25 protein-coding genes are annotated in these 25,670 nt (G+C 69.4%); 9 read left to right on the forward strand and 16 right to left on the reverse strand.

What is annotated here, in order from left to right:
• Nucleotides 1-29 precede the first annotated feature (29 nt).
• Nucleotides 30-1,673, forward strand: a complete 1,644-nt coding sequence (gene pgm, locus ACIPY8_RS14010) for a phosphoglucomutase (alpha-D-glucose-1,6-bisphosphate-dependent) (protein WP_400819279.1) — start codon at nucleotides 30-32, stop codon at nucleotides 1,671-1,673.
• A gap of 25 nt (nucleotides 1,674-1,698) precedes the next feature.
• Here the strand turns inward: pgm and ACIPY8_RS14015 are convergent, their stop codons facing one another.
• From ACIPY8_RS14015 to ACIPY8_RS14040, 6 genes are all read right to left on the reverse strand, one after another.
• Nucleotides 1,699-2,802: a glycerate kinase gene (locus ACIPY8_RS14015; protein WP_400819282.1), complete on the reverse strand. Its 1,104-nt coding sequence runs from the start codon at nucleotides 2,800-2,802 to the stop codon at nucleotides 1,699-1,701.
• On the reverse strand, nucleotides 2,799-3,875 hold the full coding sequence (locus ACIPY8_RS14020) for a LacI family DNA-binding transcriptional regulator (protein ID WP_400819285.1): 1,077 nt from the start codon (nucleotides 3,873-3,875) through the stop codon (nucleotides 2,799-2,801). The genes ACIPY8_RS14015 and ACIPY8_RS14020 overlap by 4 nt, the downstream gene beginning before the upstream one ends.
• Before the next feature lie 29 nt (nucleotides 3,876-3,904).
• Nucleotides 3,905-4,792: a sugar phosphate isomerase/epimerase family protein gene (locus ACIPY8_RS14025; RefSeq protein ID WP_400819287.1), complete on the reverse strand. Its 888-nt coding sequence runs from the start codon at nucleotides 4,790-4,792 to the stop codon at nucleotides 3,905-3,907.
• On the reverse strand, nucleotides 4,789-5,952 hold the full coding sequence (locus ACIPY8_RS14030; RefSeq protein ID WP_400819290.1) for a dihydrodipicolinate synthase family protein: 1,164 nt from the start codon (nucleotides 5,950-5,952) through the stop codon (nucleotides 4,789-4,791). The genes ACIPY8_RS14025 and ACIPY8_RS14030 overlap by 4 nt, the downstream gene beginning before the upstream one ends.
• A gap of 2 nt (nucleotides 5,953-5,954) precedes the next feature.
• On the reverse strand, nucleotides 5,955-7,118 hold the full coding sequence (locus ACIPY8_RS14035) for a Gfo/Idh/MocA family protein (protein WP_400819292.1): 1,164 nt from the start codon (nucleotides 7,116-7,118) through the stop codon (nucleotides 5,955-5,957).
• A gap of 180 nt (nucleotides 7,119-7,298) precedes the next feature.
• Complete coding sequence (locus ACIPY8_RS14040) at nucleotides 7,299-8,252, reverse strand: LacI family DNA-binding transcriptional regulator (protein ID WP_400820344.1); 954 nt, start codon at nucleotides 8,250-8,252, stop codon at nucleotides 7,299-7,301.
• 145 nt (nucleotides 8,253-8,397) lie between these two features.
• Between ACIPY8_RS14040 and galT the strand changes: the two genes are divergently transcribed.
• The 5 genes from galT (at nucleotide 8,398) to ACIPY8_RS14065 (ending at nucleotide 13,049) form a co-directional block, all read left to right on the forward strand.
• Nucleotides 8,398-9,582: a galactose-1-phosphate uridylyltransferase gene (gene galT / locus ACIPY8_RS14045; RefSeq protein ID WP_400819294.1), complete on the forward strand. Its 1,185-nt coding sequence runs from the start codon at nucleotides 8,398-8,400 to the stop codon at nucleotides 9,580-9,582.
• Nucleotides 9,579-10,754, forward strand: coding sequence for a galactokinase (gene galK / locus ACIPY8_RS14050; protein WP_400819297.1), 1,176 nt, complete (start codon nucleotides 9,579-9,581; stop codon nucleotides 10,752-10,754). The genes galT and galK overlap by 4 nt, the downstream gene beginning before the upstream one ends.
• A 52-nt stretch (nucleotides 10,755-10,806) precedes the next feature.
• Nucleotides 10,807-11,802 (forward strand): UDP-glucose 4-epimerase GalE, encoded by a 996-nt coding sequence (gene galE / locus ACIPY8_RS14055; protein WP_400819299.1) that lies wholly within the window; start codon nucleotides 10,807-10,809, stop codon nucleotides 11,800-11,802.
• A 108-nt stretch (nucleotides 11,803-11,910) separates the two neighbouring features.
• Nucleotides 11,911-12,183 (forward strand): multiprotein-bridging factor 1 family protein, encoded by a 273-nt coding sequence (locus ACIPY8_RS14060; protein ID WP_400819301.1) that lies wholly within the window; start codon nucleotides 11,911-11,913, stop codon nucleotides 12,181-12,183.
• A 419-nt stretch (nucleotides 12,184-12,602) separates the two neighbouring features.
• Nucleotides 12,603-13,049: a hypothetical protein gene (locus ACIPY8_RS14065; protein ID WP_400819303.1), complete on the forward strand. Its 447-nt coding sequence runs from the start codon at nucleotides 12,603-12,605 to the stop codon at nucleotides 13,047-13,049.
• Between the two features lie 110 nt (nucleotides 13,050-13,159).
• Here ACIPY8_RS14065 and ACIPY8_RS14070 read toward each other — a convergent pair whose 3' ends face one another.
• The 7 genes from ACIPY8_RS14070 to ACIPY8_RS14100 all read right to left on the reverse strand — a co-directional run bounded on the left by ACIPY8_RS14070 (nucleotide 13,160) and on the right by ACIPY8_RS14100 (nucleotide 19,834).
• Nucleotides 13,160-14,530, reverse strand: coding sequence for an MFS transporter (locus ACIPY8_RS14070; protein WP_400819306.1), 1,371 nt, complete (start codon nucleotides 14,528-14,530; stop codon nucleotides 13,160-13,162).
• A gap of 189 nt (nucleotides 14,531-14,719) precedes the next feature.
• A complete protein-coding gene (locus tag ACIPY8_RS14075; RefSeq protein WP_400819309.1) occupies nucleotides 14,720-15,319 on the reverse strand; it encodes a bifunctional 4-hydroxy-2-oxoglutarate aldolase/2-dehydro-3-deoxy-phosphogluconate aldolase in 600 nt (199 codons plus the stop codon).
• The gene (locus ACIPY8_RS14080; protein WP_400819311.1) at nucleotides 15,316-16,065 is read right to left on the reverse strand and encodes an IclR family transcriptional regulator; all 750 of its coding nucleotides are present in this window, start codon (nucleotides 16,063-16,065) and stop codon (nucleotides 15,316-15,318) included. Before ACIPY8_RS14080 ends, ACIPY8_RS14075 begins: the two co-directional genes overlap by 4 nt.
• Nucleotides 16,066-16,067: 2 nt before the next feature.
• Nucleotides 16,068-17,036 (reverse strand): sugar kinase, encoded by a 969-nt coding sequence (locus ACIPY8_RS14085; RefSeq protein WP_400819313.1) that lies wholly within the window; start codon nucleotides 17,034-17,036, stop codon nucleotides 16,068-16,070.
• On the reverse strand, nucleotides 17,033-18,004 hold the full coding sequence (locus tag ACIPY8_RS14090; RefSeq protein WP_400819316.1) for a 2-hydroxyacid dehydrogenase: 972 nt from the start codon (nucleotides 18,002-18,004) through the stop codon (nucleotides 17,033-17,035). The genes ACIPY8_RS14085 and ACIPY8_RS14090 overlap by 4 nt, the downstream gene beginning before the upstream one ends.
• On the reverse strand, nucleotides 18,004-18,792 hold the full coding sequence (locus ACIPY8_RS14095; RefSeq protein ID WP_400819318.1) for an SDR family oxidoreductase: 789 nt from the start codon (nucleotides 18,790-18,792) through the stop codon (nucleotides 18,004-18,006). The genes ACIPY8_RS14090 and ACIPY8_RS14095 overlap by 1 nt, the downstream gene beginning before the upstream one ends.
• On the reverse strand, nucleotides 18,785-19,834 hold the full coding sequence (locus ACIPY8_RS14100; protein WP_400820347.1) for a zinc-binding dehydrogenase: 1,050 nt from the start codon (nucleotides 19,832-19,834) through the stop codon (nucleotides 18,785-18,787). The genes ACIPY8_RS14095 and ACIPY8_RS14100 overlap by 8 nt, the downstream gene beginning before the upstream one ends.
• A 123-nt stretch (nucleotides 19,835-19,957) precedes the next feature.
• On the opposite strand from ACIPY8_RS14100, the gene ACIPY8_RS14105 reads away from it, so the two are divergent.
• Entirely contained in the window at nucleotides 19,958-21,142 is a 1,185-nt protein-coding gene (locus ACIPY8_RS14105) for an enolase C-terminal domain-like protein (protein ID WP_400819320.1), read from the forward strand.
• Between the two features lie 105 nt (nucleotides 21,143-21,247).
• On the opposite strand, the gene ACIPY8_RS14110 is transcribed toward ACIPY8_RS14105, so the two are convergent.
• From ACIPY8_RS14110 to ACIPY8_RS14120, 3 genes are all read right to left on the reverse strand, one after another.
• On the reverse strand, nucleotides 21,248-21,844 hold the full coding sequence (locus ACIPY8_RS14110) for a hypothetical protein (protein ID WP_400819322.1): 597 nt from the start codon (nucleotides 21,842-21,844) through the stop codon (nucleotides 21,248-21,250).
• 351 nt (nucleotides 21,845-22,195) lie between these two features.
• Nucleotides 22,196-23,116 carry an alpha/beta hydrolase gene (locus tag ACIPY8_RS14115; protein ID WP_400819325.1) on the reverse strand — a complete coding sequence of 307 codons (921 nt, stop codon included), beginning with the start codon at nucleotides 23,114-23,116 and terminating at the stop codon, nucleotides 22,196-22,198.
• The gene (locus tag ACIPY8_RS14120) at nucleotides 23,113-23,907 is read right to left on the reverse strand and encodes an SDR family oxidoreductase (RefSeq protein ID WP_400819326.1); all 795 of its coding nucleotides are present in this window, start codon (nucleotides 23,905-23,907) and stop codon (nucleotides 23,113-23,115) included. The genes ACIPY8_RS14115 and ACIPY8_RS14120 overlap by 4 nt, the downstream gene beginning before the upstream one ends.
• Before the next feature lie 74 nt (nucleotides 23,908-23,981).
• Here ACIPY8_RS14120 and ACIPY8_RS14125 point away from each other — a divergent pair, with 74 nt between their 5' ends.
• Nucleotides 23,982-24,857 (forward strand): sigma-70 family RNA polymerase sigma factor, encoded by an 876-nt coding sequence (locus ACIPY8_RS14125; protein WP_400819329.1) that lies wholly within the window; start codon nucleotides 23,982-23,984, stop codon nucleotides 24,855-24,857.
• A 28-nt stretch (nucleotides 24,858-24,885) separates the two neighbouring features.
• Nucleotides 24,886-25,536 carry a histidine phosphatase family protein gene (locus ACIPY8_RS14130; protein ID WP_400819331.1) on the forward strand — a complete coding sequence of 217 codons (651 nt, stop codon included), beginning with the start codon at nucleotides 24,886-24,888 and terminating at the stop codon, nucleotides 25,534-25,536.
• Nucleotides 25,537-25,670 lie beyond the last annotated feature (134 nt).

Genomic DNA, 25,670 nt, shown 5'->3' on the forward strand with positions numbered 1-25,670 from the left:
GGACGCCGAGATGGGGGCAGACTGTCTGCATGACGAGCCGCGCCGGCCTCCCCGCGGAGGACACAGACCTGATCGACGTCGACGAGCTGATCGCGGCCTACTACGACCGGACGCCGGATCCCGCCGTCGCGGCGGAGCGCGTGGTGTTCGGCACGAGCGGTCATCGCGGGTCGTCGCTGTCGAGCAGCTTCAACGAGCACCACATCCTCGCGACCACGCAGGCGATCGTCGACTACCGCGCCGCACAGGGCATCACCGGTCCGCTGTTCCTCGGCCGCGACACGCATGCACTGTCGCTGCCGGCCGAGCGCAGTGCGATCGAGGTCCTCGTCGCGAACGGCGTCGACGTGCGCGTCGACTCCCGCGACGCCTGGGTGCCGACGCCCGCGCTCAGCCACGCGATCCTCACCCACAACCGCGGCCGCGCCGCCGACGACGCAGGTCGGGCCGACGGCATCGTGGTGACGCCGAGCCACAACCCGCCGCGCGACGGCGGCTTCAAGTACAACCCGCCGCACGGCGGCCCCGCCGACACCGACGCGACCGGCTGGATCGCAGACCGCGCGAACGAGCTGATCGCCGCGGGGCTGGACGGCGTGAAGCGCGAGCGGTTCTCGGACATCGACTGGGATGCTCTGCCCGGCTACGACTTCCGTGACGCGTACGTGCGCGACCTGTCGTCGATCATCGACGTCGATGCGATCCGATCCGCAGGCGTGCGCATCGGCGCCGACCCCCTCGGCGGCGCCTCGGTCGAGTACTGGCAGCTGATCAAGGAGGTGCACGGCCTCGACCTCACGGTCGTGAACCCCGAGGTCGACCCGACGTGGCGCTTCATGACGCTCGACTGGGACGAGAAGATCCGCATGGACCCGTCGTCGCCGTCGGCGATGGCCTCGCTCGTGGCGAAGAAGGGCGACTTCGACGTGCTCACGGGCAACGACGCCGACGCCGACCGCCACGGCATCGTCACGCCCGACGCCGGGCTCATGAACCCGAACCACTACCTCGCGGTCGCGATCGACTACCTGTTCTCCCACCGCGCCGAGTGGCCGCGGGACGCCGCGATCGGCAAGACGCTCGTGTCGTCGATGATCATCGACCGCGTCGCCGAGTCGCTGGGCCGCCGCCTGCTCGAGGTCCCCGTGGGGTTCAAGTGGTTCGTCCCCGGGCTGCTCGACGGCAGCGTCGCGTTCGGCGGGGAGGAGTCGGCCGGCGCCTCGTTCCTCCGCAAGGACGGATCGGTGTGGTCGACCGACAAGGACGGCATCCTGCTCTGCCTGCTGGCCGCGGAGATCATCGCCGTGACGGGCAAGACCCCCTCGGAGCGGTACGCCGAGCTGGAGCAGGCGTTCGGCTCCTCCGCCTACCAGCGGGTCGACGCGCCAGCCACGCCCGAGCAGAAGGCGACGCTCGGGAGGCTGGCGCCGGATGCGGTGACCGCCACGACCCTCGCGGGCGAGGAGATCACGGCCAAGCTCTCGCACGCTCCGGGCAACGGCGCCGCGATCGGCGGCCTCAAGGTGCAGACCGAGCACGCGTGGTTCGCGGCACGCCCGTCCGGCACGGAGGACGTCTACAAGCTGTACGCCGAGAGCCTGCGAGGCCCCGAGCATCTCGCCCAGGTGCAGGACGAGGCCAGGGCCGTCGTCTCGGCCGCGCTCGAGGGCTGAGTTCGGGGGGGCGGGTCGGCGCGGCTCAGAGCGTGCGGGCGAGCGCGGCGCCGGCCTCGCGCAGCCAGCGGGCGGGCTCGGCGAGCGCGGCATCCGACGAACCCGCGAGCGCGGTGAGCGACGCGGATGCCGCGAACAGCGCCGTGTCGGCATCCGCGGTGATGCGTCCGGCCGCGAGCAGGGCGGTCGCTCCGGACGAGGCGGCGATCCCGGCGAGGAACGAGGGGACCTTGCCGTCGCCCGACTGACCGTCGTACGAGCCTTCGCCCGTGATGACGACGTCGGCTGCGCGGACGGCCTCCTCGAGGCCGATGAGCTCGGCGACCTCGGCGGCCCCGGGTGCGAGGGTCGCACCCCAGACCGCGAGCGCCGCGCCGGTGCCTCCGGCCGCCCCGGCGCCCGGGGTAGTCGGGTCGATGTCGAGCAGGGTGGCGAGGCGCGCGAGCCCGGCATCCGCCGTCGTGATGTCGTCGACCGAGTCGAGACCCTTCTGGGGGCCGAACACGGTCGCTGCGCCGCGTGGGCCGGTCAGCGGGTTCGTGACGTCGGTGAGCACGCGCACCTCGGGGGCCGCGCGCAGCGCGCTCCGGTCGACAGTGGCGATGTCGGCGAGACCACGCGCCCCGCGGGCGACAGGGATGCCGTGGGCGTCGAGGAACCGGGCGCCGAGCGCCGACAGCATCCCCGTGCCGCCGTCGGTGGAGGCACTGGATCCGATGCCGACGACGAGGCGCGAGACGCCGTGATCGAGCGCCGCGGCGATGGCCTGGCCGAAGCCGGTGGTGTCGGCGTCCCAGGGGCGCAGCTCGTCGAGCAGCTCGATGCCCGAGGTCGAGGCGAGGTCGACCACGGCGGTCCCTCCGGGCGCGTCGGCGTCGGGAGGCAGCAGGAGCCACGACGTCTCGACAGGTCTCGCGGCCGGACCGTCGACCGTCACGGGCATCCGGCGAGCTCCGGGGACCGCGGCGGCGAACGCGGCCACGGTACCCTCTCCCCCGTCCGCCATCGGACGGTGCACGAACTCGGCGTCGCGGTCGACCGTGGCCCAGCCGTCGGCGAGCGCCGCCGCGGCGTCCGCGGCCGTGATCGTGCCCTTGAAGCTGTCCGGCGCCAGCACCACGCGGGTCATGCGCCGACCACCGGCGTGCTCGACCGCCCGGGAGTGCTCGACCGCACGAGGACCTCGAGCGGCAGCGGCGTCTGCTCCCAGTCGACGTCGATCGTGGCGCGGAACGCCTGATAGCCGATGTCGCTCAGCGGCACGCGGACGGTCGTGAGCGCCGGGGTCACGTCTCGACTGGACGGCACGTCGTCGAAACCGCACACCGCGATGTCGCCGCCGACCTCGCGCCCGGCGTCGCGGATGGCCGCCATGGCACCGATCGCGATCACGTCGCTCATGCCGAAGACGAGCGTCCCGGGCTCGACCCCGTCCACGAGCGCGGCCGTCATGGCCTCGGCACCGGCATCGCGACGGAAGTCCCCGCGCAGCACACGGTCGACCGTCCCCCCGCCCGCCTCGAATCCGCTGCGGAACCCGGCGAGACGCTCGTCGGACGTCAGGATTCCCGGCGCGGCGGCGAGCGCGATCGCCGACCGGTAGCCGAGGTCGGCCATCCGGCGGCCGAGGTCCTCGGCGCCCGAGCGGTTGTCGATCTCGACGTGCCGGTTCTCGCCGACCCGCGCGCCGAAGGTGACGACGCGACTGCCGAAGCGCGCGAAGCCGTCGAGTTCAGCGATCGTGTCGGCATCCGAGTCCCCGCTCGTCCTCGAAGCGGCGATGATCAGTCCCTGCGGCCGCTGCCCCCGAAGCGCGCGGACGATGCGCGCCTCACGCGCGGGGTCGCGCTCGGTGATCGAGATCGTGACGACGAGACCGTGCTCGTCCGCTCCGCGCGCGACGCCCGCCGCGATGAGGCCGAAGTACGGGTCGGCGATGTCGGCGACGAGCAGGGCGATGACCGGGGAGGTGCCGCGGGCCGTCGCCTGCGCCGACACGTTCGCCGTGTAGCCGAGCGACGCGGCGGCCTGCTCGACCTTCTCGCGGAACGACTCGGCCACCTTGCGATCCGACCCGTTGAGCACGCGCGAGGCGGTCGCGAGCGAGACCCCGGCTTCGCGGGCGACGTCGTGCAGGGTCGGGGCCGCGCCGCGCGCGGGACGCGGCGGGCGCGCGCGGGAAGGGCTTTCCGGCAGGCTCATGAGGCGAGCCTACTGGGCGGGGTCGCGAGTCACGGCAGGTGCGGCGACACCGCGGCCCCGAAGGCCTCGGCCGTGCGGCGCACGACGTTCTCGGGGGCGTCGGCCCAGACGTCGGCGTGGAAGATCTCGACCTCGATGTCACGGTCGTACCCGGCGTCGACGACCGCCCGCGTGAGCGATCCGAAATCGATCACGCCGTCGCCCGGATAGTGGCGCGACAGCAGCGGATCGGCCGCGAGCGGGGTCTTCCAGTCGCACACCTGGTAGGTCGCGATGCGCCCCTCACGGCCGGCGCGGGCGATCTGCGCGAGCACCTGCGGATCCCACCAGATGTGGAACGTGTCGACCGCGGCGCCGACCACCTCGGGGGCGAAGTCCGCCGCGATGTCGAGCGCCTGGCCGAGCGTCGAGACGACCGCCCGGTCGGAGGCGTACATCGGATGCAGGGGCTCGATCGCGAGCGTGACGCCCGCGGCCTCGGCATCCGGCGCCAGCTCCGCGATCGCGTCGCGCACCCGCTCGCGCGCGCCGATCAGGTCGCGCGACCCCTCCGGCAGCCCGCCCGCGACGAGCACGAGCACGGCCGTCGAGCCGTCCGCACCGGCCGCGGCGAGCGTGGCGGTCTCCTCGATGGCCCGGCGGTTGTCGTCGAGCGCCGCGACCCGCGCCGGACCCGTCGGCAGCGTGAAGAACCCGCCGCGGCAGTGCGTCGTGAAGCGCAGCCCCGAGTCGGCGAGCATGCGCGCCGCGACGTCGAGCCCCACCTCGTTCACAGGCTCGCGCCACAGACCGATGGCCTGGATGCCGGCATCCCGAGTGACACGGAGCGCGGTCGCGAGATCCGCGTGCTTGACGGTCGCCTGGTTGATGCTCAGGCGCGGGTCCGGCGAGGTCGCGCCGGCGTGCGCGGCCGTCACGCGTCCACTCCGTTCAGGCGGAGCATCCCGTGCCAGCGCTCGCGCGCGAGCTGCGGGTCCTCGAGCGCGAGGGACGCGTTCGCGAGCTCGACGATGCGGCTCAGGTGCGGGAGGCTGCGCGCCGAGTGCAGGCCGCCGACCATCTGGAACGCGGGCTGGTGCCCGTTGAGCCAGGACAGAAACGCGACACCGGTCTTGTAGTAGAACGTGGGCACCGCGAACACCTGCCGACTGAGCGCCTCGGTCGGCCCGAGGATCTCGAGGTACCGCGCGGGGTCCCCCGCGTCCAGCGCCTGGATCGCGGCGGAGGCGACCGGGGTGATCGCGGCGAACGCGCCGAGAAGGGCGTCGGAGTGCGTGCCCGAATCGTCGTCGCCGATCAGGCCGACGTAGTGGAAGTCGTCGCCCGTGAACATGCGCACGCCCTGCGGCAGACGCTCGCGCACCGAGATCTCCGAGTCCGCGTTCAGCAGGCTCATCTTCACACCGGCGACCTTGTCGGGGTTCTCGGCGATGATGTCGAGGAGCACCGCGGATGCCGACTCCCAGTCGTCATGCCCGAAGTAGCCGGCCAGCTGCGGGTCGAAGGCCGGTCCGAGCCAGTGCAGCACGACCGGCGCGGTCGCCCGCTCGAGCACCGCGCGGTACACACGGCGGTAGTCCTCGGCATCCGTCGCCGCCCGCGCCAGGTGCCGCGACGCCATGAGCACCGGCCCCGCACCCTGCTCCTCGGTGAAGTGCAGCTGCTCGACGTACGCGTCGATCACCTGCGCGAGCGTGATGCGCTGCTCGTCGACGTGGTCGGTGTTGACGCCGACCACGACCGCGCCGCCCTCCTCGCGCGCGACCTCGGCGCTGCGGGCGATGAGCTCCCGTGTCGCCGCGGCGTCGAGGCCCATGTTGCGCTGCGCGGTGTCCATGGCGTCGGCGACGCCGAGACCCCACGAGTACACGTTGCGGCGGAACGCGAGCGTCGCGTCCCAGTCGATGTCCGCGGGCTGCCCGGGGGTGTTGTCGGCGTGCGTCTTCGGCACGACGTGCGCCGCGGCGTAGGCGACGCGGCTCCGCAGCGGCGCGGTCGGTCGGGTGTAGCCGCCGCCCTCCTGCAGGTCGACCGCGGCGGTCGTGCCGTCGTGGGCGAGGAGTGTGAGCGCGCTCATGCTCAGCCTCGCGCGAGGGGCTCGAGCGCGACCTTGCGGCCCTCGGCGCTGGAGGTCAGTCCGGCCTCGGCGAACTGCACACCGCGGGCGCCCGCGAGCAGGTCGAACGGGTAGTCCGTGCCCTCGACGTACGACACGAGGTATTCCTCCCACTGCTGGCGGAAGCCGTTGAGGAACACCTCGTTCGTCGGCACCTTCTGCCAGTCGGCATCGTAGTCGTGGCCGTCCTCCAGGTCGGGGTTCCACACCGGCTTGGGGGTGGCGTTGCGTGGCTGGATCTTGGCGCCGAACAGGCCGACCACGGCCGAGCCGTGCGTGCCGTCGACCTGGAACTCGACGAGCTCGTCGCGGTTCACGCGCACGGTCCAGCTGGAGTTGATCTCGGCCACGATGCCGCCCTCGATCTCGAAGATGCCGTACGCGGCGTCCTCGGCGGTCGCGGTGTAGTGCTCGCCCCTCTCGTCCCAGCGGTCGGCGATGTGCACGGCGGCCTGCGCATACACGCTCTTCACCTCGCCGAAGAGGTTCTCGAGCACGTAGTTCCAGTGCGGGAACATGTCGGAGATGATGCCGCCGCCGTCTTCGGTGCGGTAGTTCCAGCTGGGGCGCTGCGCGGGCTGCCAGTCGCCCTCGAACACCCAGTAGCCGAACTCGCCGCGCACCGAGAGGATGCGGCCGAAGAACCCGGAGTCGATCAGGCGCTTGAGCTTCTGCAGGCCGGGCAGGTAGAGCTTGTCGTGCACCACACCGGTCTTGACGCCGGCTTCATCGGCGAGACGGGCGAGTTCGAGGGCCTCGTCGAGCGACTCGGCGGTGGGCTTCTCGGTGTAGATCGCCTTGCCCGCGGCGATGGCCTTGCGGATCGCGGAGGCGCGGGCCTTGGTCACGAGGAAGTCGGCGTAGATCTCCCACTGCGGGTCGGCGAACGCGGCATCCAGGTCGGTCGTCCAATCTTCGATGCCGTGCAACGCCGCGAGCTCGGCGAGCTTGGCCTCGTTGCGGCCGACGAGCAGCGGCTTCACGGTGATGCGCGACCCGTCGGGGAGTTCGATCCCGCCCTGCTCGCGGATCGCGAGGATCGACCGCACGAGGTGCTGCCGGTAGCCCATGCGCCCGGAGACGCCGTTCATGATGATCCCGATCTCGCGGGTGGTCGCCTGTGCCATTCGTGATCCGTTCCGTGGGAGGTGCTCGTGCGGGTAAACGCTTTCCCAGATCATGACACGCGCGTGCGGTGGGCGCAAGCCGCCCCAGTAAACGCTCTCTCGCCTCTCGCACAGGTTGGGAGATGGATAACGCCTCGGAAGCGCCCGCGTCAGAGGCGTTTCCGATCTCTCGACGACGGGTCAGCGAGTGCTGGAGCGCGAGACCAGGACCGTCGGGACGACGGTGGATGCCGGAGGGTCGGCGTGCTCGCCCTCGATCTCGGCGACGAGCAGTTCGACGGCGCGATGCGCGAGCGCTGCGAAGTCCTGGCGCACCGTGGTGAGCGGCGGACGGAAGTTCGCCGCCTCCGGCACGTCGTCGAAGCCGACGACCTCGACGTCCTGCGGCACACGGCGCCCCGACTCGGCGAGCGCGCGCAGCAGCCCCAGGGCCATCTGGTCGTTCGCGCAGAACACCGCGGACGCCGTCGCCAGGGCCTCACCCGCGAGATGCCCGGCCTCCGCCGACCAGTCGCCCCGCACGACCGGCGGAGCGTCCACCCCCGCGGCCTGGAGCGCCTCCCGCCACCCGCGTTCGCGCTCGGCCGCCGCGAAGGAGCCCTCCGGACCGCCGACGTGGTGCACGGTCGCGTGGCCGCCCGCGAGCAGCCGTCTGGTCGCGGCCGCCGCGCCGCCCGCGTGATCGCTGTGCACCACGACGAGTCCGGAGTCGGCCGGGGCGTCGACCACGACGAGCCGCAGACCCGCGGGGCGTTCCACCGCGGGGACGAGGGCCGAGGCCTCGTTGAGCACGAGTGCGCCGTCGACCTCCTGCTCGGCCAGGCGCGTGAAGGCGTCGGCCACCGAGTCGCGCGCGGTGACGAGCATGAGGGCGTAGCCGCGTTCGGCCGCCGCCTCGGCCGTGGCCTGCAGCATGCGCGAGTTGCCCACGGTCGCGAGAGTCGTGACGACCAGGCCGATCGTGTGGGAGCGACCGGTGCGCAGGGCGCGCGCAGCGCGGTGCGGACGGTATCCGAGGTCGGCCATCGCCCGCTCGACGCGATCGCGCGTCTCGGGGTCGACGCGCGGGCTCCCGTTCACGACGCGCGACACGGTCTGCCCGGAGACGCCGGCGGCAGCGGCCACCGTGGCCATCGACACGCGCCCCGTTCCGGAGGCGCGTCGCGAGCGCGCCGCATCCGAGCGGGCGTTCACGAGAGGGTCGTCGCTCACCGGCCGTCCTTCCCTCCGCAACTTGATCGTGTTGACGTTACCACGCCTGGCGTGCAAGCATGTTGACGTGAACACGGAGAATGCCGCAGAGCCGCGCACCGAGACCCTCCGCGGTGGGGTCGTCAAACGCACGACCACCCTCGCCGACGGTCGCGAGCTGCTCTACTTCGACGACCCCGGCACGACCCTCGGCCCCGACCGGGGCATCGACGCGCGCACGCTCGACCCCCGCGGCGAGACCGCCACCATGCGACTCGATGTGCTCACCGGCGACTGGATCACGGTCGCGGCGAACCGGCAGAATCGCGTCATGATGCCGAGCGCCGACGCCGACCCGCTCGCCCCGCAGACGCCGACGAACCCGTCGGAGGTGCCTTCGCAGTACGACGTCGCGGTGTTCGAGAACCGCTCCCCCGCGTTCGGCCCTGCGCTGACCGCCGCACACGACGGAGCCCCTCCCGCCGTCGATCCTCCCCGCGGGCTCGACGATCTGGCGACGCTCGGCCTCGGCCGCACCCGCACCTCGGTCGGACGGTGCGAGGTCGTGTGCTTCAGTCCCGAGCACACCGGCTCGTTCGGCACGCAGAGCGTCACCCGCGCCCGCACGGTGATCGAAGCCTGGGCCGACCGCACGGCCGCACTGTCGGCGCTTCCCGGCATCGAGCAGGTGTTCCCGTTCGAGAACCGCGGCGAGGCGATCGGCGTCACGCTCCCGCATCCGCACGGGCAGATCTACGCCTACCCGTACGTCACCCCGCGCACGACCCGCGTGCTCGAGAGCATCGAGCAGACCGGCGTCGATCTGTTCTCGCGCATCCTCGACTTCGAGCAGGGCTCCGAGCGCGTGGTCCTGCGCGGCGAGCACTGGACGGCGTTCGTGCCGTTCGCCGCGCGGTGGCCCCTCGAGGTGCACCTCATGCCGCACCGGCACGTCGCGGACCTCGCCGGGACGACGGATGCCGAGCGCGACGAGCTCGCCCCGCTGTACCTGCGCCTGCTGCGCGGCGTCGACGCTCTGTACGAGACGCCCACGCCCTACATCGCGGCCTGGCACCAGGCCCCCGTGCGCCGCGGCCGCGACGGGGTGCGCCTGCACCTGCAGCTCACGAGTCCTCGCCGTGCGGCGGACAAGCTCAAGTTCCTCGCCGGCTCCGAGGCCGCGATGGGCGCCTGGGCGGCCGAGGTCACGCCCGAGCAGGGCGCCGCCCGGCTGCGCGACGCCGTCGGGAGCATCCCCGAGGCGACCGCATGACCACGCCCGCGACCGCCTCCTCGCTCTTCGCGAGCCTGACCGGGCACGACCCCGAGGGCCTCTGGTCCGCGCCCGGTCGCGTCAACCTCATCGGCGAGCACACCGATTACAACGACGGCTTCGTCCTCCCCTTCGCGATCCCGCAGCGCACCGTGGCCGCGGTCGGCCGCCGCGACGACGACCGCATCCGCGTGGTCTCGACGTTCGCGGACGAGCCGGTGGAGGTCGCGCTCGACGGCCTCGACGACCTGTTCCCGACGCCCGCCGGCGAGGAGCCGCGCGTGCCGGAGTGGGCGGCGTACCCGCTCGGTGTCGCCTGGGCGCTGCGCGGGACGGGAGTCGTCGGCTCCGGTCTCGACATCGCGATCGCCTCGGACGTGCCGGTCGGCGCCGGTCTCTCGTCGTCGGCCGCGATCGAGGGCGCGACGGCATCCGCTCTGAACGACCTGTGGGCGGCAGGCCTCGACCGCACGGCCCTGGCCCGAATCGGCCGGAAGGCCGAGAACGATGCGGTCGGCGCCCCCACCGGGATCATGGACCAGATGGCCTCGATGCTCGGCGAGCCCGACGCCGCGATCTTCCTCGACTGCCGCTCGCTCGACGCCGTTCCCGTGCCCGTCGGCATCCTCGAGGCGGGCCTCGCCGTGCTCGTGATCGACACGCGCGTCGCGCACGCGCATTCCACCGGCGGGTACCGCGAGCGTCGCGCCTCCTGCGAACTCGGCGCCCGGATGCTCGGGGCCGAGAGCCTCCGCGACGTGTCCGTCGACGATCTCGACCGCGCGCGGGACCTGCTCGACGACGTGACGTTCCGGCGCGTCCGCCATGTCGTGACCGAGAACCAGCGCGTGCTCGACACCGTGCGCACGCTCCGCGAGCAGGGAGCGCGAGCCATCGGCGACCTCCTCGTCGCCTCGCACGCGTCGATGCGCGACGACTTCGAGATCTCCGTACCGGAGCTCGACACCGCGGTCGACGCCGCGATCGGCGCCGGCGCGATCGGCGCGCGGATGACCGGAGGAGGGTTCGGCGGCGCGGCCATCGCGCTGATCGAGCGAGACGAGGAGGGGGCGGTGACGGAGGCCGTGCGCGCCGCGTTCGCATCCTCCGGCTTCACTCCACCGGTCGTGTTCACCGTCATCCCCTCGGCGGGCGCGCACCGCGACTCCTGACCGCCCTGGGACAATGGAGCCGGAGCCGCGCATCGCGGCAGGAGAGGAATGCATGTCCTGGATCGTCACCGGCGGCGCCGGCTACATCGGAGCCCACGTCGTCCGCGCCCTCGCGGGCGCAGGCCTCGACCCCGTCATCATCGACGACCTCTCCAGCGGCGTCGACTCGTTCGCCCCCGCAGGCGTGCCGTTCGTGCGCGGCAGCATCCTCGACCGCGAGCTCGTCGAGAGCGCGCTGCGCGAGTACGGAGCGGAGGGCGTGATCCACGTCGCCGGCTACAAGTACGCGGGGGTCTCGGTGCAGCGCCCCCTGCACACCTACGCCCAGAACGTCGAGGGCACCCGCGTGATCCTCGAGGCCATGCAGTCGACGGGCGTCTGGAACATCGTGTTCTCCTCGTCCGCAGCCGTGTTCGGCACGCCCGACGTGCCCCTCGTCGTCGAGGACACGGCCAAGCGCCCGGCCAGTCCCTACGGCGAGTCGAAGCTGATCGGCGAATGGCTTCTCCGCGACCAGGCCGTCGCCACGGCGGACTCGGACGCTCCGCTGCGGCACACCTCGCTGCGCTACTTCAACGTCGTCGGATCGGCCGACCCCACCGTGTACGACGTGAGCCCGCACAACCTCTTCCCGATCGTGTTCGAGGCGCTGCTCGACGGCCGCACGCCGAAGATCTTCGGCGACGATTACGACACGGACGACGGCACGAACGTGCGCGACTACGTGCACGTGGGTGACATCGCGGCCGCGCACGTCGCCGCGGCGAAGCGACTCGCGGCCGGGGAGCCGGTCGAGCCCGCGTACAACCTCGGCTCCGGCGACGGGCTGAGCGTGAAGCAGATCATGGATGCCGTGGCGCGTGTCACCGGCATCGACTTCACTCCCGAGATCGGCCCGCGCCGCGCGGGCGACCCCGACCGCATCGTGGCGACGGGCGAGCTCGCCGCTCGCGACCTCGACTGGAGGATGCGCTACTCGGTCGACGAGATGGTCCGCACCGGCTGGGAGGCCCGCCGCCGCGCGAGTATGAGACGTCGCCCTAAATGATCCAAATGACGGTTGAAGTTGATCTTCGTCACACCAAGTGCACCAGATCGGGGAACTGATCCATGGAAACACTGGGAACGCTCGCAATTGTCTCACGGGAGAGATGAAATGGCACGCAACGAACGCCCGTCGCCCGCTGATCTCTCAACCTCTTGGCCGAACCAGCCCTCCTCCGATCAGGCCGCTGAGACTGCACGCCGATTCGCTCTGAACCTACGAGATGCCATCGGGAAGCGTAGTGTGCGTTCGGTCGCTGCGGCGGCAGGAATCAGCGAGGGCGCGATCCGTCACGTGCTTAACGGATCGGTTTGGCCCGACCTTCGGACGATCTCTCGGCTGGAGACCGCCCTAGAAACGAGTCTGTACCCGAGCGCCAATTAGTTCACCGAAGCCCCGACCAGAACTGTGACTTGGCACCGACCGCGAGCCAGAAGTGGCCGCAGCGCACGAAGCCGCCTATTGTTGGTCGCTGACGAAGCCAGTCCATACTTGTTCCTTGCCTCCCTGCGCACGGAAGGAGGACGAAACCCCTGGCACGAAGCCGTCGGTAGCCTCACTGAGAAGCGATGTCGGCGCGAACCTCTACTAGCGGTGTTGATCACGTTCGAGCGTCTCGGCGATCCCTTCGCTCCAGCCCAACGCCGAAGCCGTCGATAGATTCATTCATCAGCGCTATCCGACCGAACGCCGCTACGGCCCACATCTTCGGGGGCAGCACGACAGTCAGCGCTCCAACTGGGTAGCACTCACGTCGCGGTTGTGGGATCGTCACTCACACAGTCACGCATCGGAGGCATCAGGTGCTCGAGGAGTTTGAGAATCCGGCGCTCGCCCCACTGGCGGCTCTCGTCGGCATCTGGCGTATCACTGTCACAAATGCGGAGTTCGTCCCGCCGAACGCGTCGCTCGTCGGTGAGATGACAGGGTCCTGGCTCGACGGCGGCGCGTTCCTCGTCTTGAGATCGGTCATCCCCAGTGGCCCGCCGACTGCTGTGCAGGTGATCGGTCGGAATGAGGACCGCGATGACTATCAGGTCCTCTACGCCGACGAGCGCGGCGTATCACGCGCCTACACGATGATGTTCGCTGACGGCACGTGGATCATGAAGCGCGAAGACCCGGGATTCCATCAGCGGTTCGAGGCGCGAGTATCCCTCGACACGATTACGGGCGCATGGTTCGCATCTCGCGACGACGGGGGGACCTGGGCGCACGACTTCGACATCACGTACTCACGCACGACGTGAGGCGTTCAGCGCGGGTGCGGACGCCGTCCTATCCGATGACGAGCCGCGTTACACGAGAGCTCGTCGCAGAGTGGGCCCGCCCCGGCGCGGAGCGGGCCCAGCCTTTCTCGTCAGGAAGCAGTGGTGGCCGCGGCCTTCGGAGTCGTCGAACCTTCCGTGTTGTCGATGGCCTCGTCGCCGATGCCTACGGGCTTGGCGATGGCGAGGGAGAAGATCGTCACGAGCAGGGCTGCTGCAGCGAACGCGATGACCAGCCACGGCTCGCCTCCGCCGGCGGCGACGAGAGCCGTGGCGATGAGGGGTGTGGTGCCTCCGAGGAGGGCGACGTTGATCTCGCGGCCGACGGTGATGCCGGAGAAGCGGAACCGGGTCGAGAAGAGCTCGGACATGTATGCCGACTGCGAAGCGAGCATGGCGCCCTGTCCGACGCCGTATCCGACCATCGCGGCGAGGATGATGAGCGCCGGGTTCTTCGTGCCGAGCAGCATGAAGTACGGGACCATGTACAGCAGCAGGAAGATCGCGCCGCCGGCGAACACCTTCCGGTAGCCGATCTTGTCCGCCAGGCGGCCCCAGAGCGGGATCGTGAGGAAGCTGAGGCCGGTGCCGCAGACGACGGCGAGCGTGCCGACGATGGGCGCCACTTCGAGGGTGTTCACGACGTAGCTGATGGAGAACGTGTTGATGAGGTAGCCGCAGACGTTCAGGCCGGTGCCGCACAGGAAGCCGGCGATGACGCCGCGGGGCGCCTCGCGGAAGGCGGCGATGAGCGGAACCTTCTCTGCCTTGACGGCCGTGGCGTCGCCCTTGACCTTCTTGAACTCGGGGGTCTCTTCGATGCGGCGGCGGATGAAGATCGCGATGACGAAGATCACCGAGCTGGCGATGAACGGCACACGCCATGCCCAGCCCTGCAGCACCTCGGTCGGGATGAGGGTGAGGAGCGCGAACAGACCGGTCGCCGAGGCGATGGCGAGTCCGACCGATGCCTGCATCCAGCTGGTGAAGTAGGCACGGCGTCCGGTGGGCGCGTACTCCGAGACCGTGGTCACCGCTGCGGCGAACTCCGCGCCTGCACCCACACCCTGCAGAACTCGCATCAGCACCAGCAGAACCGGCGCGAGCACGCCGACCGCGTCGTATGTCGGCAGAAGGCCTGTGCCGACCGTCGCGACGCCCATCAGGGTGACGGTGAAGATCAGGACGGGCTTGCGGCCGACACGGTCGCCGATGTGCGCGGCGATGATGCCGCCGATGGGGCGGACACCGAACGCGACGGCGAAGACGGCGAACGATGCGAGTGTGGAGGCGAGCTTGTTCTCTCCGGGGAAGAACAGCGGGCCGAACACGAGAGCGGTCGCCGCGCCGTACAGCGCGAAGTCGAACCACTCGATGGCGGTTCCGATGGAACTCGCGACGACGACGCGCTTTGTCGCAGCGCGCTGCTCCGGCGTCTGCGCCTGAGCGACTGATGTGGCCATGTGAGGCTCCGATCCTCTTCGATCTTGATGCATATGTTGCAACAGGTGTGCAATAAACACAATAGTAAGAACGCGAGGGCGGCTCTGTCAACTCCGTGTCGAGGCCGATTTCCCACGACTGATGGGCGTGAAAGGCACGACGAATACCGGCCGCGGGAGCACTCCCCCGGCCGGCATCCGCGGCGGTGTTCAGCTCGGGGCGACCGCGCTGCGCAAGGCGGCGATAGCGTCCGGCGAGCCGAACGCCGAACCGACGGCGACGCCCCGACATCCGGCGTCGAGGAACGACCGCGCGTTGGACGCGTCGATCCCTCCTGTCGCCACGAAGGACACGTCGGGAAACGGTGCACGGACGGCGGAGACCCAGTCGGCGCCGAGCACGGATGCCGGGAACGCCTTGACCCAACTCGCACCGAGTGCGACCGCGTCGGCGATCTCCGTCGCCGTCGCCACGCCGGGCAGCACCGGCACGCCCCTGCGGATGCATTCGCGCACTACGTCGACGTGCAGGCCGGGACACACGATGAACTCCGCCCCGCGACGCAGCACATCCTCGAGTTGCTCGACGGTCGTCACGGTCCCAGCCCCGACCGCCCGCGTCCCCGCTGCGGCGACCGCCGCATCGAGCGACGGGAGCGCGTCGACGGACTGGACGGGGATCTCGACGAGCTCCACCCCTTCCGCCCACGCCGACTCACACAGTTCGAGCGTGCGCTCCGGGGTTGCCCCGCGGAAGATGCCGATGACGGGGATCGTGGAGAGTCGATCCGAGAAGTAGGTGTCGCTCACAGCGCTCCCCTCCATCCGAGGTCGCGAGAGATGCGGTTCGCGGTCTCGCGGTATTCCGGCAGGTGCTCACGCAGTTCCTCGAGCGAGGACACGGCGCGCAGCGCCGTGACCGACATGCCGTGCGTGACGCGTCCGCGTGCGTCGCGGATCGGCAATGCGACGCAGTTGATGAACTCTTCCATCTCGCCGTCGTCCTCCGCCCATCCGCGTTCGACGATCCGCTGGTACTCCTCCCGCATCGCGTCCGCACTTGTGATGGTGGTGTCGGTGTATCGGCGGAAGTCCGCGCCGGCGATGAGCTTGTCCTGCACCTCTGGTGTCTGGAAGGCGCCGATGACTTTCGCCACCCCGGCCGTGTTCGTGCGCGCGGTCAGACCGATACGCGATCCCATCGCGACGCTGCCGCGTCCGTCGACCTTGTCGACGTAGACGATGGTGTCGCCCATGAGCTGCGCGAGGTGCACCGTGTGTCCGGCGGAGTTCGCGAGCTCCGTGAGCGCATCGTGCGCGATGGTCCGTGCTTCGACCTGGTCGAGAGCGAGCTGCCCGAGGGCGATGAGTTCGAACCCCATCCCGTAGCGACCGTCGACTCCTCGGCGGACGAAGCCACGCTCCTCGAGGGTCTGCAGCAGCCGCAGCGCGGTGGACTTGTGCACGCCGAGCATGTCGGCGATCTCGCCGATGGTCCGGTTGGCGCGGGAGACGTAATCGACGATGTCAATCGCGCGGGACACTGTCTGCGACATGGTCAGCTCTCTCGGTCGAAGGCGGGCATCGTCAGCGTAGGCGACGATGCGTGTATGGCGGCGCTCAGCGCGTCGGTGTAGTCGGGAAGCGGTGCGAGGTCTCCCGCCGCGCGAAGCACCTGGGCGGCCGTCCAATGACCGAGAGACAGCTTGTCGGGCTCGGTCTCGCCGCGCAGGTGCGCCATGAGCCATCCTGCCGCGAATGCGTCACCGGCGCCGACAGGGTCGACCACATCGACGTGTCGCGAGGGCATGGCGACACGTCCCCCGTCGGTGAACGACACCGCCTCGACATCACCGTCCTTGACGACCAGATGGCGCACGTCCGGGAACATCGCCCGCACCGAGTCGGCATCCGTGGTCCCCCACACACGCTCCGCCTCGTCTCGCCCGACGAAGACGATGTCCGAGTGAGCGGCGAGCTTGCGGAGAACCGGTCCGGCATCCCCTGCCCACAGCTGCGGGCGATGGTTGACGTCGAAACTCACCACGGCGTCGCCGAAGACCCGCTCCACGACCACCGCCTCGATGAGCGCCTCGCACGTCGCCGACAGGGCCGGGGTGATGCCCGAGACGTGCACGAGACGAGGTTTCAGAGGAGTCCAGTCGTCCAGTCGGTCGACGCCCATCGCGCTGGCTGCGGAGCCCGCACGGTAGTACAGCACGTCGGTACGGTCGGGTTTCGGATCTTTGAAGTACACACCGGTGGGGGCGTGTGCGTCACGTCGGACGTGGCTGGTGCCCACCCCGTGAGAGGCGACCTCTGACAGGATCATGTCACCGAGCGCATCTGCCCCGACGGCGCTCGCCCATTCCGTCCTCGCCCCGAACTGCGCGAGGCTCGCCGCGACGTTCGATTCCGCACCACCCGGATGCAGGACCAGCGCGGAGCGGCCGTTGAGCGTGCCGCCGGCGACCGGCGTCACCATGGCCATCGTCTCGCCGATGGCCAGCACATCACAGGCCGTCACCGGACACCCGCCTTCACCAGCGTGCTCGGCTGCTCACCACGGTGGACACGACGCAGATTGTCGGCCACCTGCCCCGCCCTGACGCGATAGGTGTCCGTCGCCGTCGCGGAGTAGTGCGGAGTCATCACGATGTTGTCGAGCTCGGCCAATGGCTGCGTCGAGACCGGCGCCGTGCCGGCCGGCACATCCCACACGTCGATGGCTGCGCCGAGGATGCTGCCGGAGGCGAGCGCCCGATACAGTGCTGCGTCGTCGACCACGGCGCCTCGGGCGACGTTCACCACGATGCCGGTCGAACCGAGCTCGGAGAGCACGGCATCGTCGACGATGTGGTGCGTGCGTTCGACCAGCGGGCAGGCGAGCACGAGGATGTCCGACTCGGCGGCCAGACGCTCGATGTCGTCGTACCCGCCGATCCACTCGGCCAGATCCGCTTCCTCCGCGCGCGCAGGGGTACGGGTCACCGCGGCGACCGATGCACCGAAGCCGCGAACCGTGCGCGCGATCTCCTGAGCGATGTGCCCCCAGCCGACGATGCCGACTTTCGCTTCCCGGAGCGTGGTGAAGCTCGGGGCAGCGGGATCGACGAGCCTGCTGGCCCACCGCCCGTCACGCAGCGCCCGGTCAGCTGCGAAGAGGCGACGCCTCAGCACCAGCGAGACCATGAGCACATGCTCGGCGATGGAGCGCTCGTGCCCGTACGCGTTGGCGACGGTCACCGAGGGAGCGAGCGCGTCGAGGTCGATGTGGTCCACTCCGGCGGCGGTGACCTGCAGGAACGCGAACCGCTCGCTCGTCGCCGTCCGCAGTTCGTCCGGGAAGTAGATGCCGACGTAGGCGTCCGCATCGGCGAGCATCGCCTGTGCACCCACGGGATCCGTGAGGACGATCTCGATGCCGTCCTCGGCGAGGGTCGCGTCCTGCTCGAGCCACGGTCCGACGTTCGCGTCGTTGACGATGACGCGCATCAGACGGCCTTCGGCGGGTAGGCGGAGTCAGCGACGTAAATGCGGTTCCAGGTCGGGGTGAGCACGAGCTCGTTGACGCACACGCCGCTGGGGAGCGCGGTGATCCAGCCCACGGCCTCGGCGACGTTCTCGGGCACGAGCATCCGGTCGATCTCCTCCTGCGGGGGCGGAGGGTTGCGAGTCTTGAGGATGGGCGTATCCACCTCACCCGGGCAGAGCAGGGTGCTGCGGATGCCGGAGCGCCCCTCCTGGTCGTTGAGAGACTCGACGAGGAAGGACAGGCCCGTCTTCGACGAGCCGTACGCGGCACCGGCGACGGACATGTAACGGAAACCTGCCCACGAGGAGATCACGATGATCTGCCCGAAACCGGCCTCGCGCATCCCCGGCAGCACCCGGAGGATGCAGCGGGTGACCGAGGACAGGTTCGTGTCGACGATGCGTGTGAAGTCCTCATCGGTGAGCGTCGACCACCAACGCTGCGGCGTGTTGGTACCGGCCGACAGCACGAGGGTCGTCACGGTGCCGACCTCATCGGCGATGGCCGAGAAGACCTCGCGCACAGCCGCGGGGTCGGCGGTATCGAGGACTCGCGCCTCCGCGCGGCCGCCCGCATCGGTGATCCGAGCGACGACGGTGTCGAGCGCGTCGAGGCGACGGCCGGTGACGACGACGTGGTGTCCGTCGGCCGCGAGCCGCTCGGCGGCGGCGGACCCGAGGCCGCCGGATCCTCCGACGACGACAGCGACGCCGGGTGCGTGGCGTCCTGTGCGTGCGAACTCAGGCATGGACCAGTCCTCCGTTCGGGGCGACGAGCACCTTCATGCTGCCGATCCCCTTCTGCGCTTGGGTGAACGCCTCCGCCGACTCGTCGAGCGGGAACTGCAGCACGGGGAGTGCGCGCAGGCCGAGCTTGTCTCCGTCGAGCAGATCCACCGCCGCCACGAAGTCCTCGAACCGGTAGACGCGGGTACCGATGATGGTGAGCTCGCGGAAGTTCACCGCGCGTAGGTCCGTCGCCGGCGGGGTCGCATAGACGCCGACGATGACGATAGTGCCGCGAATGCGGACGGCATCCGTCAGCTGCGGGGTCACAGACGGGTGACCGGCACCATCGAAGACGACGTGCGCGCCGGCACCGCCGGTGCGCTCCCGAATGCTGCCGACGGCGTCAGCGGGCGACAGCACCTCGAACCCGAGCTCACGCGCGACTCCCGCCCGCCATTCGTTGGGCTCGACCACGACGACCGAGCTCGCACCGCGCTGGCGGGCGACGAGAGCGGTGAGGATGCCGATGGGGCCGCCCCCGAAGACGGCGACCGACTGACCCGGCTCCAGGCCGGAGCGTTCGACGGCGTGCACGCTGACAGCGAGCGGCTCGGCGAGTGCCGCGAGTGCGTCTTCGACGCCGTCGGCGAGCCGCACGAGCGAGTGCGCCCGGACGGCCACGAATTCGGCGAACGCGCCGGGCTCGTCGACGCCGTACAGGCCGAGACGTGCGCAGACGTGTTCATGACCGGCCGCACAGGCGTCACAGACCGTGCCGTCCGCCTGGTCCTTGCAGGAGATCAGGGGGAAGACCGCCGCGCGAGTACCGACCGCGATGTCCACACCGTCGCCCGCTTCCGCGACCGTGCCGATGAACTCATGGCCGATCACGATTCCCGGCTGGGCACGCGCGTGATGTCCATGGAGGATGGAGAGGTCCGATCCGCAGATCCCGACACGATCCGTGCGCAGCACGACCCATCCGGGTGCGACGTCCGGCTTCGGGCGTCGTTGCGGCTCGAGGTGATCCGGGCCAGCCCAGGTCACCACATCCATTTCCATCTGAGGCACGTCGACTCCTTCGTTGTGGTGCATTCCTTGCAACGGTAATGCTACATGTGCATCTGAGAGTAGACTAGCCCCACACGACCACAGTGGCCGTCACACTGAAGTGAGCGAGGAATCATGAAGATCGTCAGCGTCGAAGCCCGCCATGTCGCCCAGTCCATGTGGGGCAACTTCTGGCAGCAGCAGAAGAGCGTCCGCGGGCCGAGCCCGATGAACACCTTCCCGCGCCGCGGAGACGGCTGGTCCTGGTACACCTGGCCCCAGGGCATCATCGTCGTTCGCGTCGAGCTCGAGGACGGCACCTTCGGCATCGGTTACTCCGAGGATGGCGTCGGCGCGGCCGCGCTCATGGTCAACGCCCACCTGGGACGAATCGCCGAAGGCCTCGACGCCCACGCGACGGAACGCATCTGGGAAGAGATGTATCGCTCCTCCATCGTCTATGGGCGCAAGGGCGCCGCCATAGAGGCCATCAGCGCCATCGACATCGCCATCTGGGACGCCCTCGGCAAGCAAGCCGGCGTCCCCGTCTACCAGCTGCTCGGCGGCGCCTCGGGCAAGTCGGTCATCGCCTACGCGAGCAAGGTCCAGCCCGACGACGACCTCACCGAGGTCAAGCGCATGGCCCGCGACTACGTCGACCGCGGCTACACCGCCGTCAAGGCCAACTGGGGCTACGGCCCCGCCGAAGGACGCGCCGGCATGATGCAGAACCTCCGCTACATCGCCGCGATCCGCGAAGAGGTCGGTGACGACATCGAGATCATGAGCGACGCGTACATGGGCTGGGATCGTCCCTACGCGATGGAGATGATCCGCGCACTCGGCGAGTTCTCGCTGCGCTGGGTCGAGGAGCCTCTCATCCCCGACGACGTCGAGGGTCACGCGCGCCTGCGCGACATGGGCATCGTGCAGATCGCCACCGGCGAGCACGAGTTCACCCGCTACGGCTTCCAGCACCTGCTCGACGCCGGCGCCGCCGACGTACTGCAGCCGGACGTGCACCGCGTCGGCGGCATCACCGAGATGCGACGCATCGCGCAGATGGCCTCCGGATCGAGCGTCGAGGTTATCCCCCACGTCTACTCCGCCGCAACGCTCCACGTCGTACTCTCCCAGCCGAACTGCGGATGGATCGAACACCTCACCAACCCCAGCTACTGGGGCCTCGACCAACGCGTATCCCCACTGTTCCTCGGCGAACCTCCCGTTGACGGCGGCGTCCCCGCTCTGCCCACCGAACCGGGCATCGGACTCCGGGTCAACACCGACGCCGTCCCAGAGCTCGCGGATTGGACATAACGTTGTCGCCGTACGGCGTACATAACTTCGGTTGATCGAATCCGGAGGGAAGAGAGTAGAGAAGAGGTGGCGGGTCTGCGAAGACCCACCACCTCTTCTGCTTCGTCAGTACACGCCTTCGATGACCTCCACACCTTTGAAGGCATCAAGAGGTGCGATGCTCCCGATCGAGTCACCCAACTGATCCGCGTTGTGAGGTGCGCGTCGGATGACAGAGTCTCGCTCCGCGTTGTTCGGAAGAAGGAAGGACTTGCTCACGTGGTGGACGACCAGCTGCCCTCGCTCGCCATACTCAACAACTTCGCCGGTGTCGGGATCACGCACCTGAAACGTGCTGTACGGGTCGATGGTCGGATCGAGGATCGCGTCGTCGGTATCGACGCCGAGGCGCTCGGCTGCGCACCTTCCCAACGCCATGGTAGTACCGAACCCGGCGACGATGTTCACGTTCGGGAACAACTCTCGCCGATAGAAATCTCGCGAATCGGCGTCCATAGACGCGCCTCCCCAGGTGATGACGTCGACGTTCTCATTGATCTTGTCGACGAGTTCGTCTCGCCCTGCGATTCGGGCCAGCACCGGAGGCGTGAGGCGCAGGTAGCCAATGTGCTGGATTCGGAACGCGTACGTCGTCTGGTCGAGGATGTGTTCGGCATAGGCCCCAGCCTCAGACGCGTTGCCAGCAGAGATTTGCTTCTTCACCCATCGAGGATCCATGTAACAGCGAATATGAGGGCCCCCACTCACGCGCAGACCGCCGAACCTCCTCGAATGCTCCGTGAGGACCGCTCGGTGTGATCGAGAGCCAGTTCTTTCCGTGCTGAATCCCGTATCGCTCGAACTGTTACATGAACTGAGGTCGATGAGCCGTGGAAATCCGTGCCGTTGTTCTTGGTGCGCGGCTCAGCGCACGCGGTGTCGCCGAGGATGAGACCCACGCGATCGATGCTGCCAGTGCTGCGCAGTTCTACGCGGACCTACTGCCTCCGCGGACCGACGCGTAAGTCGCCCCCCGTTGAGTCGCTCGTCGCCCGACTCGACGGCGTGCTTCGATCAGGTCCTCCCCGCATCGTAGAGCGCGTCGAGCCATGCATGGATGTCGGTCTGCGCCGCCGTCGCCATGGGCGTCGGGTGACGCGTGAATCCGTGGGGCGCTACGGGATACACCCGCAGTTCGACGTCGTTCGCCGCGGCGACCAGACGCGCGGACATTGCGAAGTTGTCGTCGAGCAGGATGTCGTCCTCGCCGATCACCATGAGCGTCGGCGGGAGACCGGAGAGGTCGGCGAACACCGGTGAGATGTCGGGAACGGTGCGATCCGGTGCGGACCCGACGTAGGCCTCGATGAAGTACTCGTCCGCGATGAGTCTCCCACTCGGTGTGAGCCCGCTGAGGTCGTAGGTGCCGAACTGCAGCACGGATCCCTCAAACGCCTTCACGCCACGATCCCGTAGACGGAGGAGGGTGCACATGGCGAGCGTGGCGCCGGCGGAGAACCCCTGGATCGCGAGGCGACCGACGCCGAACAGCTCTGCGGCGTGCTCGGCGAGCCACAACGCGGCGGTTTCGCTGTCGTCCGGGGCGGCAGGCCAAGGGTTCTCCGGGGCCAGGCGGTAGTCGACGCTGACGACGGCGATGCGGAGGGCGTCGGCCAGGGCCTGGTTCCGCACGTCGTCCGCGGTGGCGCTCCCCATGTAGAAGCCTCCTCCGTGCACGTCGAGAAGAGCGCCCCGTACGTCGCCGGTCGTCGGAGGGTGAACGCGGATGGGGACGCTTCGCCCCTCGTGGTGAACCACGTTCTCTACCGCCGGCGGGTGAGACGGAACCGCGGGCTTGGTGGCCGCCCGAGCGACGACCAGCTCGTCGCGGTTACGCGGTCCGACTCCTGTGCCTCTGGACGCGTAGAACGCGCGAGTCTCCTCCACCAGCGGCGCCAGTCGCGGCTCGATGACGTGCGACAGCCCGAGTCTCATCCGGTTACCTTAGCGGCGGTGGCGGGATCAGTGTGCGACTCGTGCAGGAAGTCCTGCCAGGTCCGCGCGCCACGATCCGCGTGTGCTCCGGCCAGGTTCTCGCCGGCGCGGTACGCACGTCCGACACCTCCGGGAATGCGGACAGGAAGTGGCCGGCGGATGCGACCGCCGTTGATGTCGGCGTACGCCTGCGCGAGCTGGCGCGCGTCCAGGATCTCGGGACCCGCGACGTCCGCTACTCGGCCCGCAGGGTCGCCGAGCGCAAGGTCGGCGAGTCGCGCTGCGACCTCGTCGGCGTGGACCGGCTCGAAGCGGAGTCCCCCGGGCGCGGGGAGCAGCGGCAGCTTCGCCATCCCCCGGATGATCGGGAGCACGAACTCGTGCAGCTGCGCCGCACGCAGGATCGACCACGGCACGCCGGAGTCGGCGATCGCCTGCTCCGCGGCGGCCTTCGCGCGGAAGTACCCGATCGGCATCCGATCGGCCCCGACGACGGAGATGAGGATCAGATGCTGCACGCCGCACTCCCGAGCAGCCTGCGCGAGGTTGCGTGCGGCGATGTCGTCACCTTTCGCGCCGCCGGCAAGGTGGAGCACGACGTCCACACCCCCGAGCGCGGCGGCGAGTCCGTCGCCGCTGACGGTGTCGACGCGGACATGCTGGATACCGGGCTCATCAGCCCGTGGGTTCCGCGAAGCGATGCGGACGTCGCGCCCTGCGGCCCGGAGCAGCGGGATGACACGGCGTCCGATGGTGCCCGTACCGCCGGTCACGAGAAGTGGGGTGTTCATGGTGATGGTCTCCTGTCACATTCGAGGGCTCTCCCTCGTCGACATGAAGACGATCAACGATGAGGAGATGTGACATGACCGACCGAAGAATTCTTGCGAGGAGATTCGAGACCGAGCGTCCGCGGCTGCGAGCGATCGCGACACGACTGCTCAGCTCCCCCGCCGACGCCGACGACGCGATCCAGGAGACCTGGCTGCGCCTCGAGCGCATCGACGTCACCACCATCGACAACCTCGAGGCCTGGCTCACCACCGTCGTCTCCCGCGTGAGCCTCGATATGCTACGCACCCCGCGACGCACACGCGAGCAGTCCTGGCAGGTCGAGCAGTGGCGCGACGAACCTGCCGCGGTCGATGCGGACCCCGCAGATCTCGTGCTGCAGAGCGACCGGATCAGCACCGCATTGCTCGTCCTGCTCGACACGCTGAGCCCCGCCGAGCGCATCGCCCTGGTGCTGCACGATGTCTTCGGCCGCCCGTTCGACGAGATCGCCGAGGTGCTCGACAGATCCTCGGACGCCGTCCGTCAGCTCGCCTCACGCGCCCGGCGACGAGTGCGTGGCTCGGACGAACCCCGAGCCACGGATCGCGGCAAGGAACGACGGATGGTCGATGCCTGGCTGATCGCTGCACGAGACGGAGACCTCACGGCTCTGCTGTCCCTCCTCGATGACGGAGCGACACTGCGCGCGGACTACGGGACATCCACCCAGATCGTCGAAGGTGCTCGCGCCATCGCCGAGCAGGCCGTCCTCTCCGGCAGACTTGCGGCGCACTCCACCCCGATCCGAATCGATGGCAGGCCCGGCGTCGCCGCCGTCATGCGGGGCGTGGTCGTGTCGATCATGGCGTTCGACGTCGTCGATGACCGGATCGTCGCGCTCGACGTGCTCGCCGATCCCTCACGTCTCACGGGCGTCGGCGCAGTGCTCGACACGGACCCTCGCTGATGCTCGACCACATGATGGGATCAGTGGTGTGAAAGAGATCTTCGTCGTCACCCATCCCGAAGCGACACACCATGTCGAAGGACGAGTCGGGGGCTGGTTCGACTCGGACCTGACGGAACGCGGACTGTACCAGGCGCAACAGATCGCCGAGGCTCTCAAGGGCACCGTCGCGCCGGGCGCAACCCTGTACAGCTCTGAGCTTCGCCGCACTGCCCAGACAGCGGGAGTCGTCGGCGCACGGTTGGAACTGGAGCCAGTGTGGCTGTCAGAGCTACGGGAGAAGTCCTACGGCGTCGGTGAGGGCAAGCCCGACGCCTGGTTCCGGGAGAGGTTCGTCCCGCCGCCTGCGAACGGTGAACGCATGGACCACGACGAGGGACTGGAGGGTGCCGAAACCAAGCTGCAATGGGCACGTCGCGTCTACTCCGGCATGGAGACGATCATGCGGGCCCCTGCCCGGCAGAAGATCATCGTCACGCACGGAGGGTCCGCGACCTTCATCATCGCCCGCTGGATCGGAATGCCGATCGACGCTCTCGACCGCGTGAGCTTCACAGTGAACTCCGGCAGCATCACCCGATTGGTCGAGGACGACTACTTCCACAACCACACCGTCGCCACGCTCAACGACACCACCCACCTCGGACCGAGCCACCTCAAAACGGGGAACACCGCATAGATCCGAGTGTTCACGCGAGGTCCACAAGTCTTCAACCCAGTAGCTTCACGAACTGTGATTTCCAAAGCTAGTCCGGACAATCCAGACTTACTCCAGACTGAAGTTTCCGGGAGCCCACGGCCGTCGATCCTCGG

This window comes from Microbacterium sp. NPDC089696 (assembly GCF_044749125.1).
GTDB lineage: Bacteria > Actinomycetota > Actinomycetes > Actinomycetales > Microbacteriaceae > Microbacterium.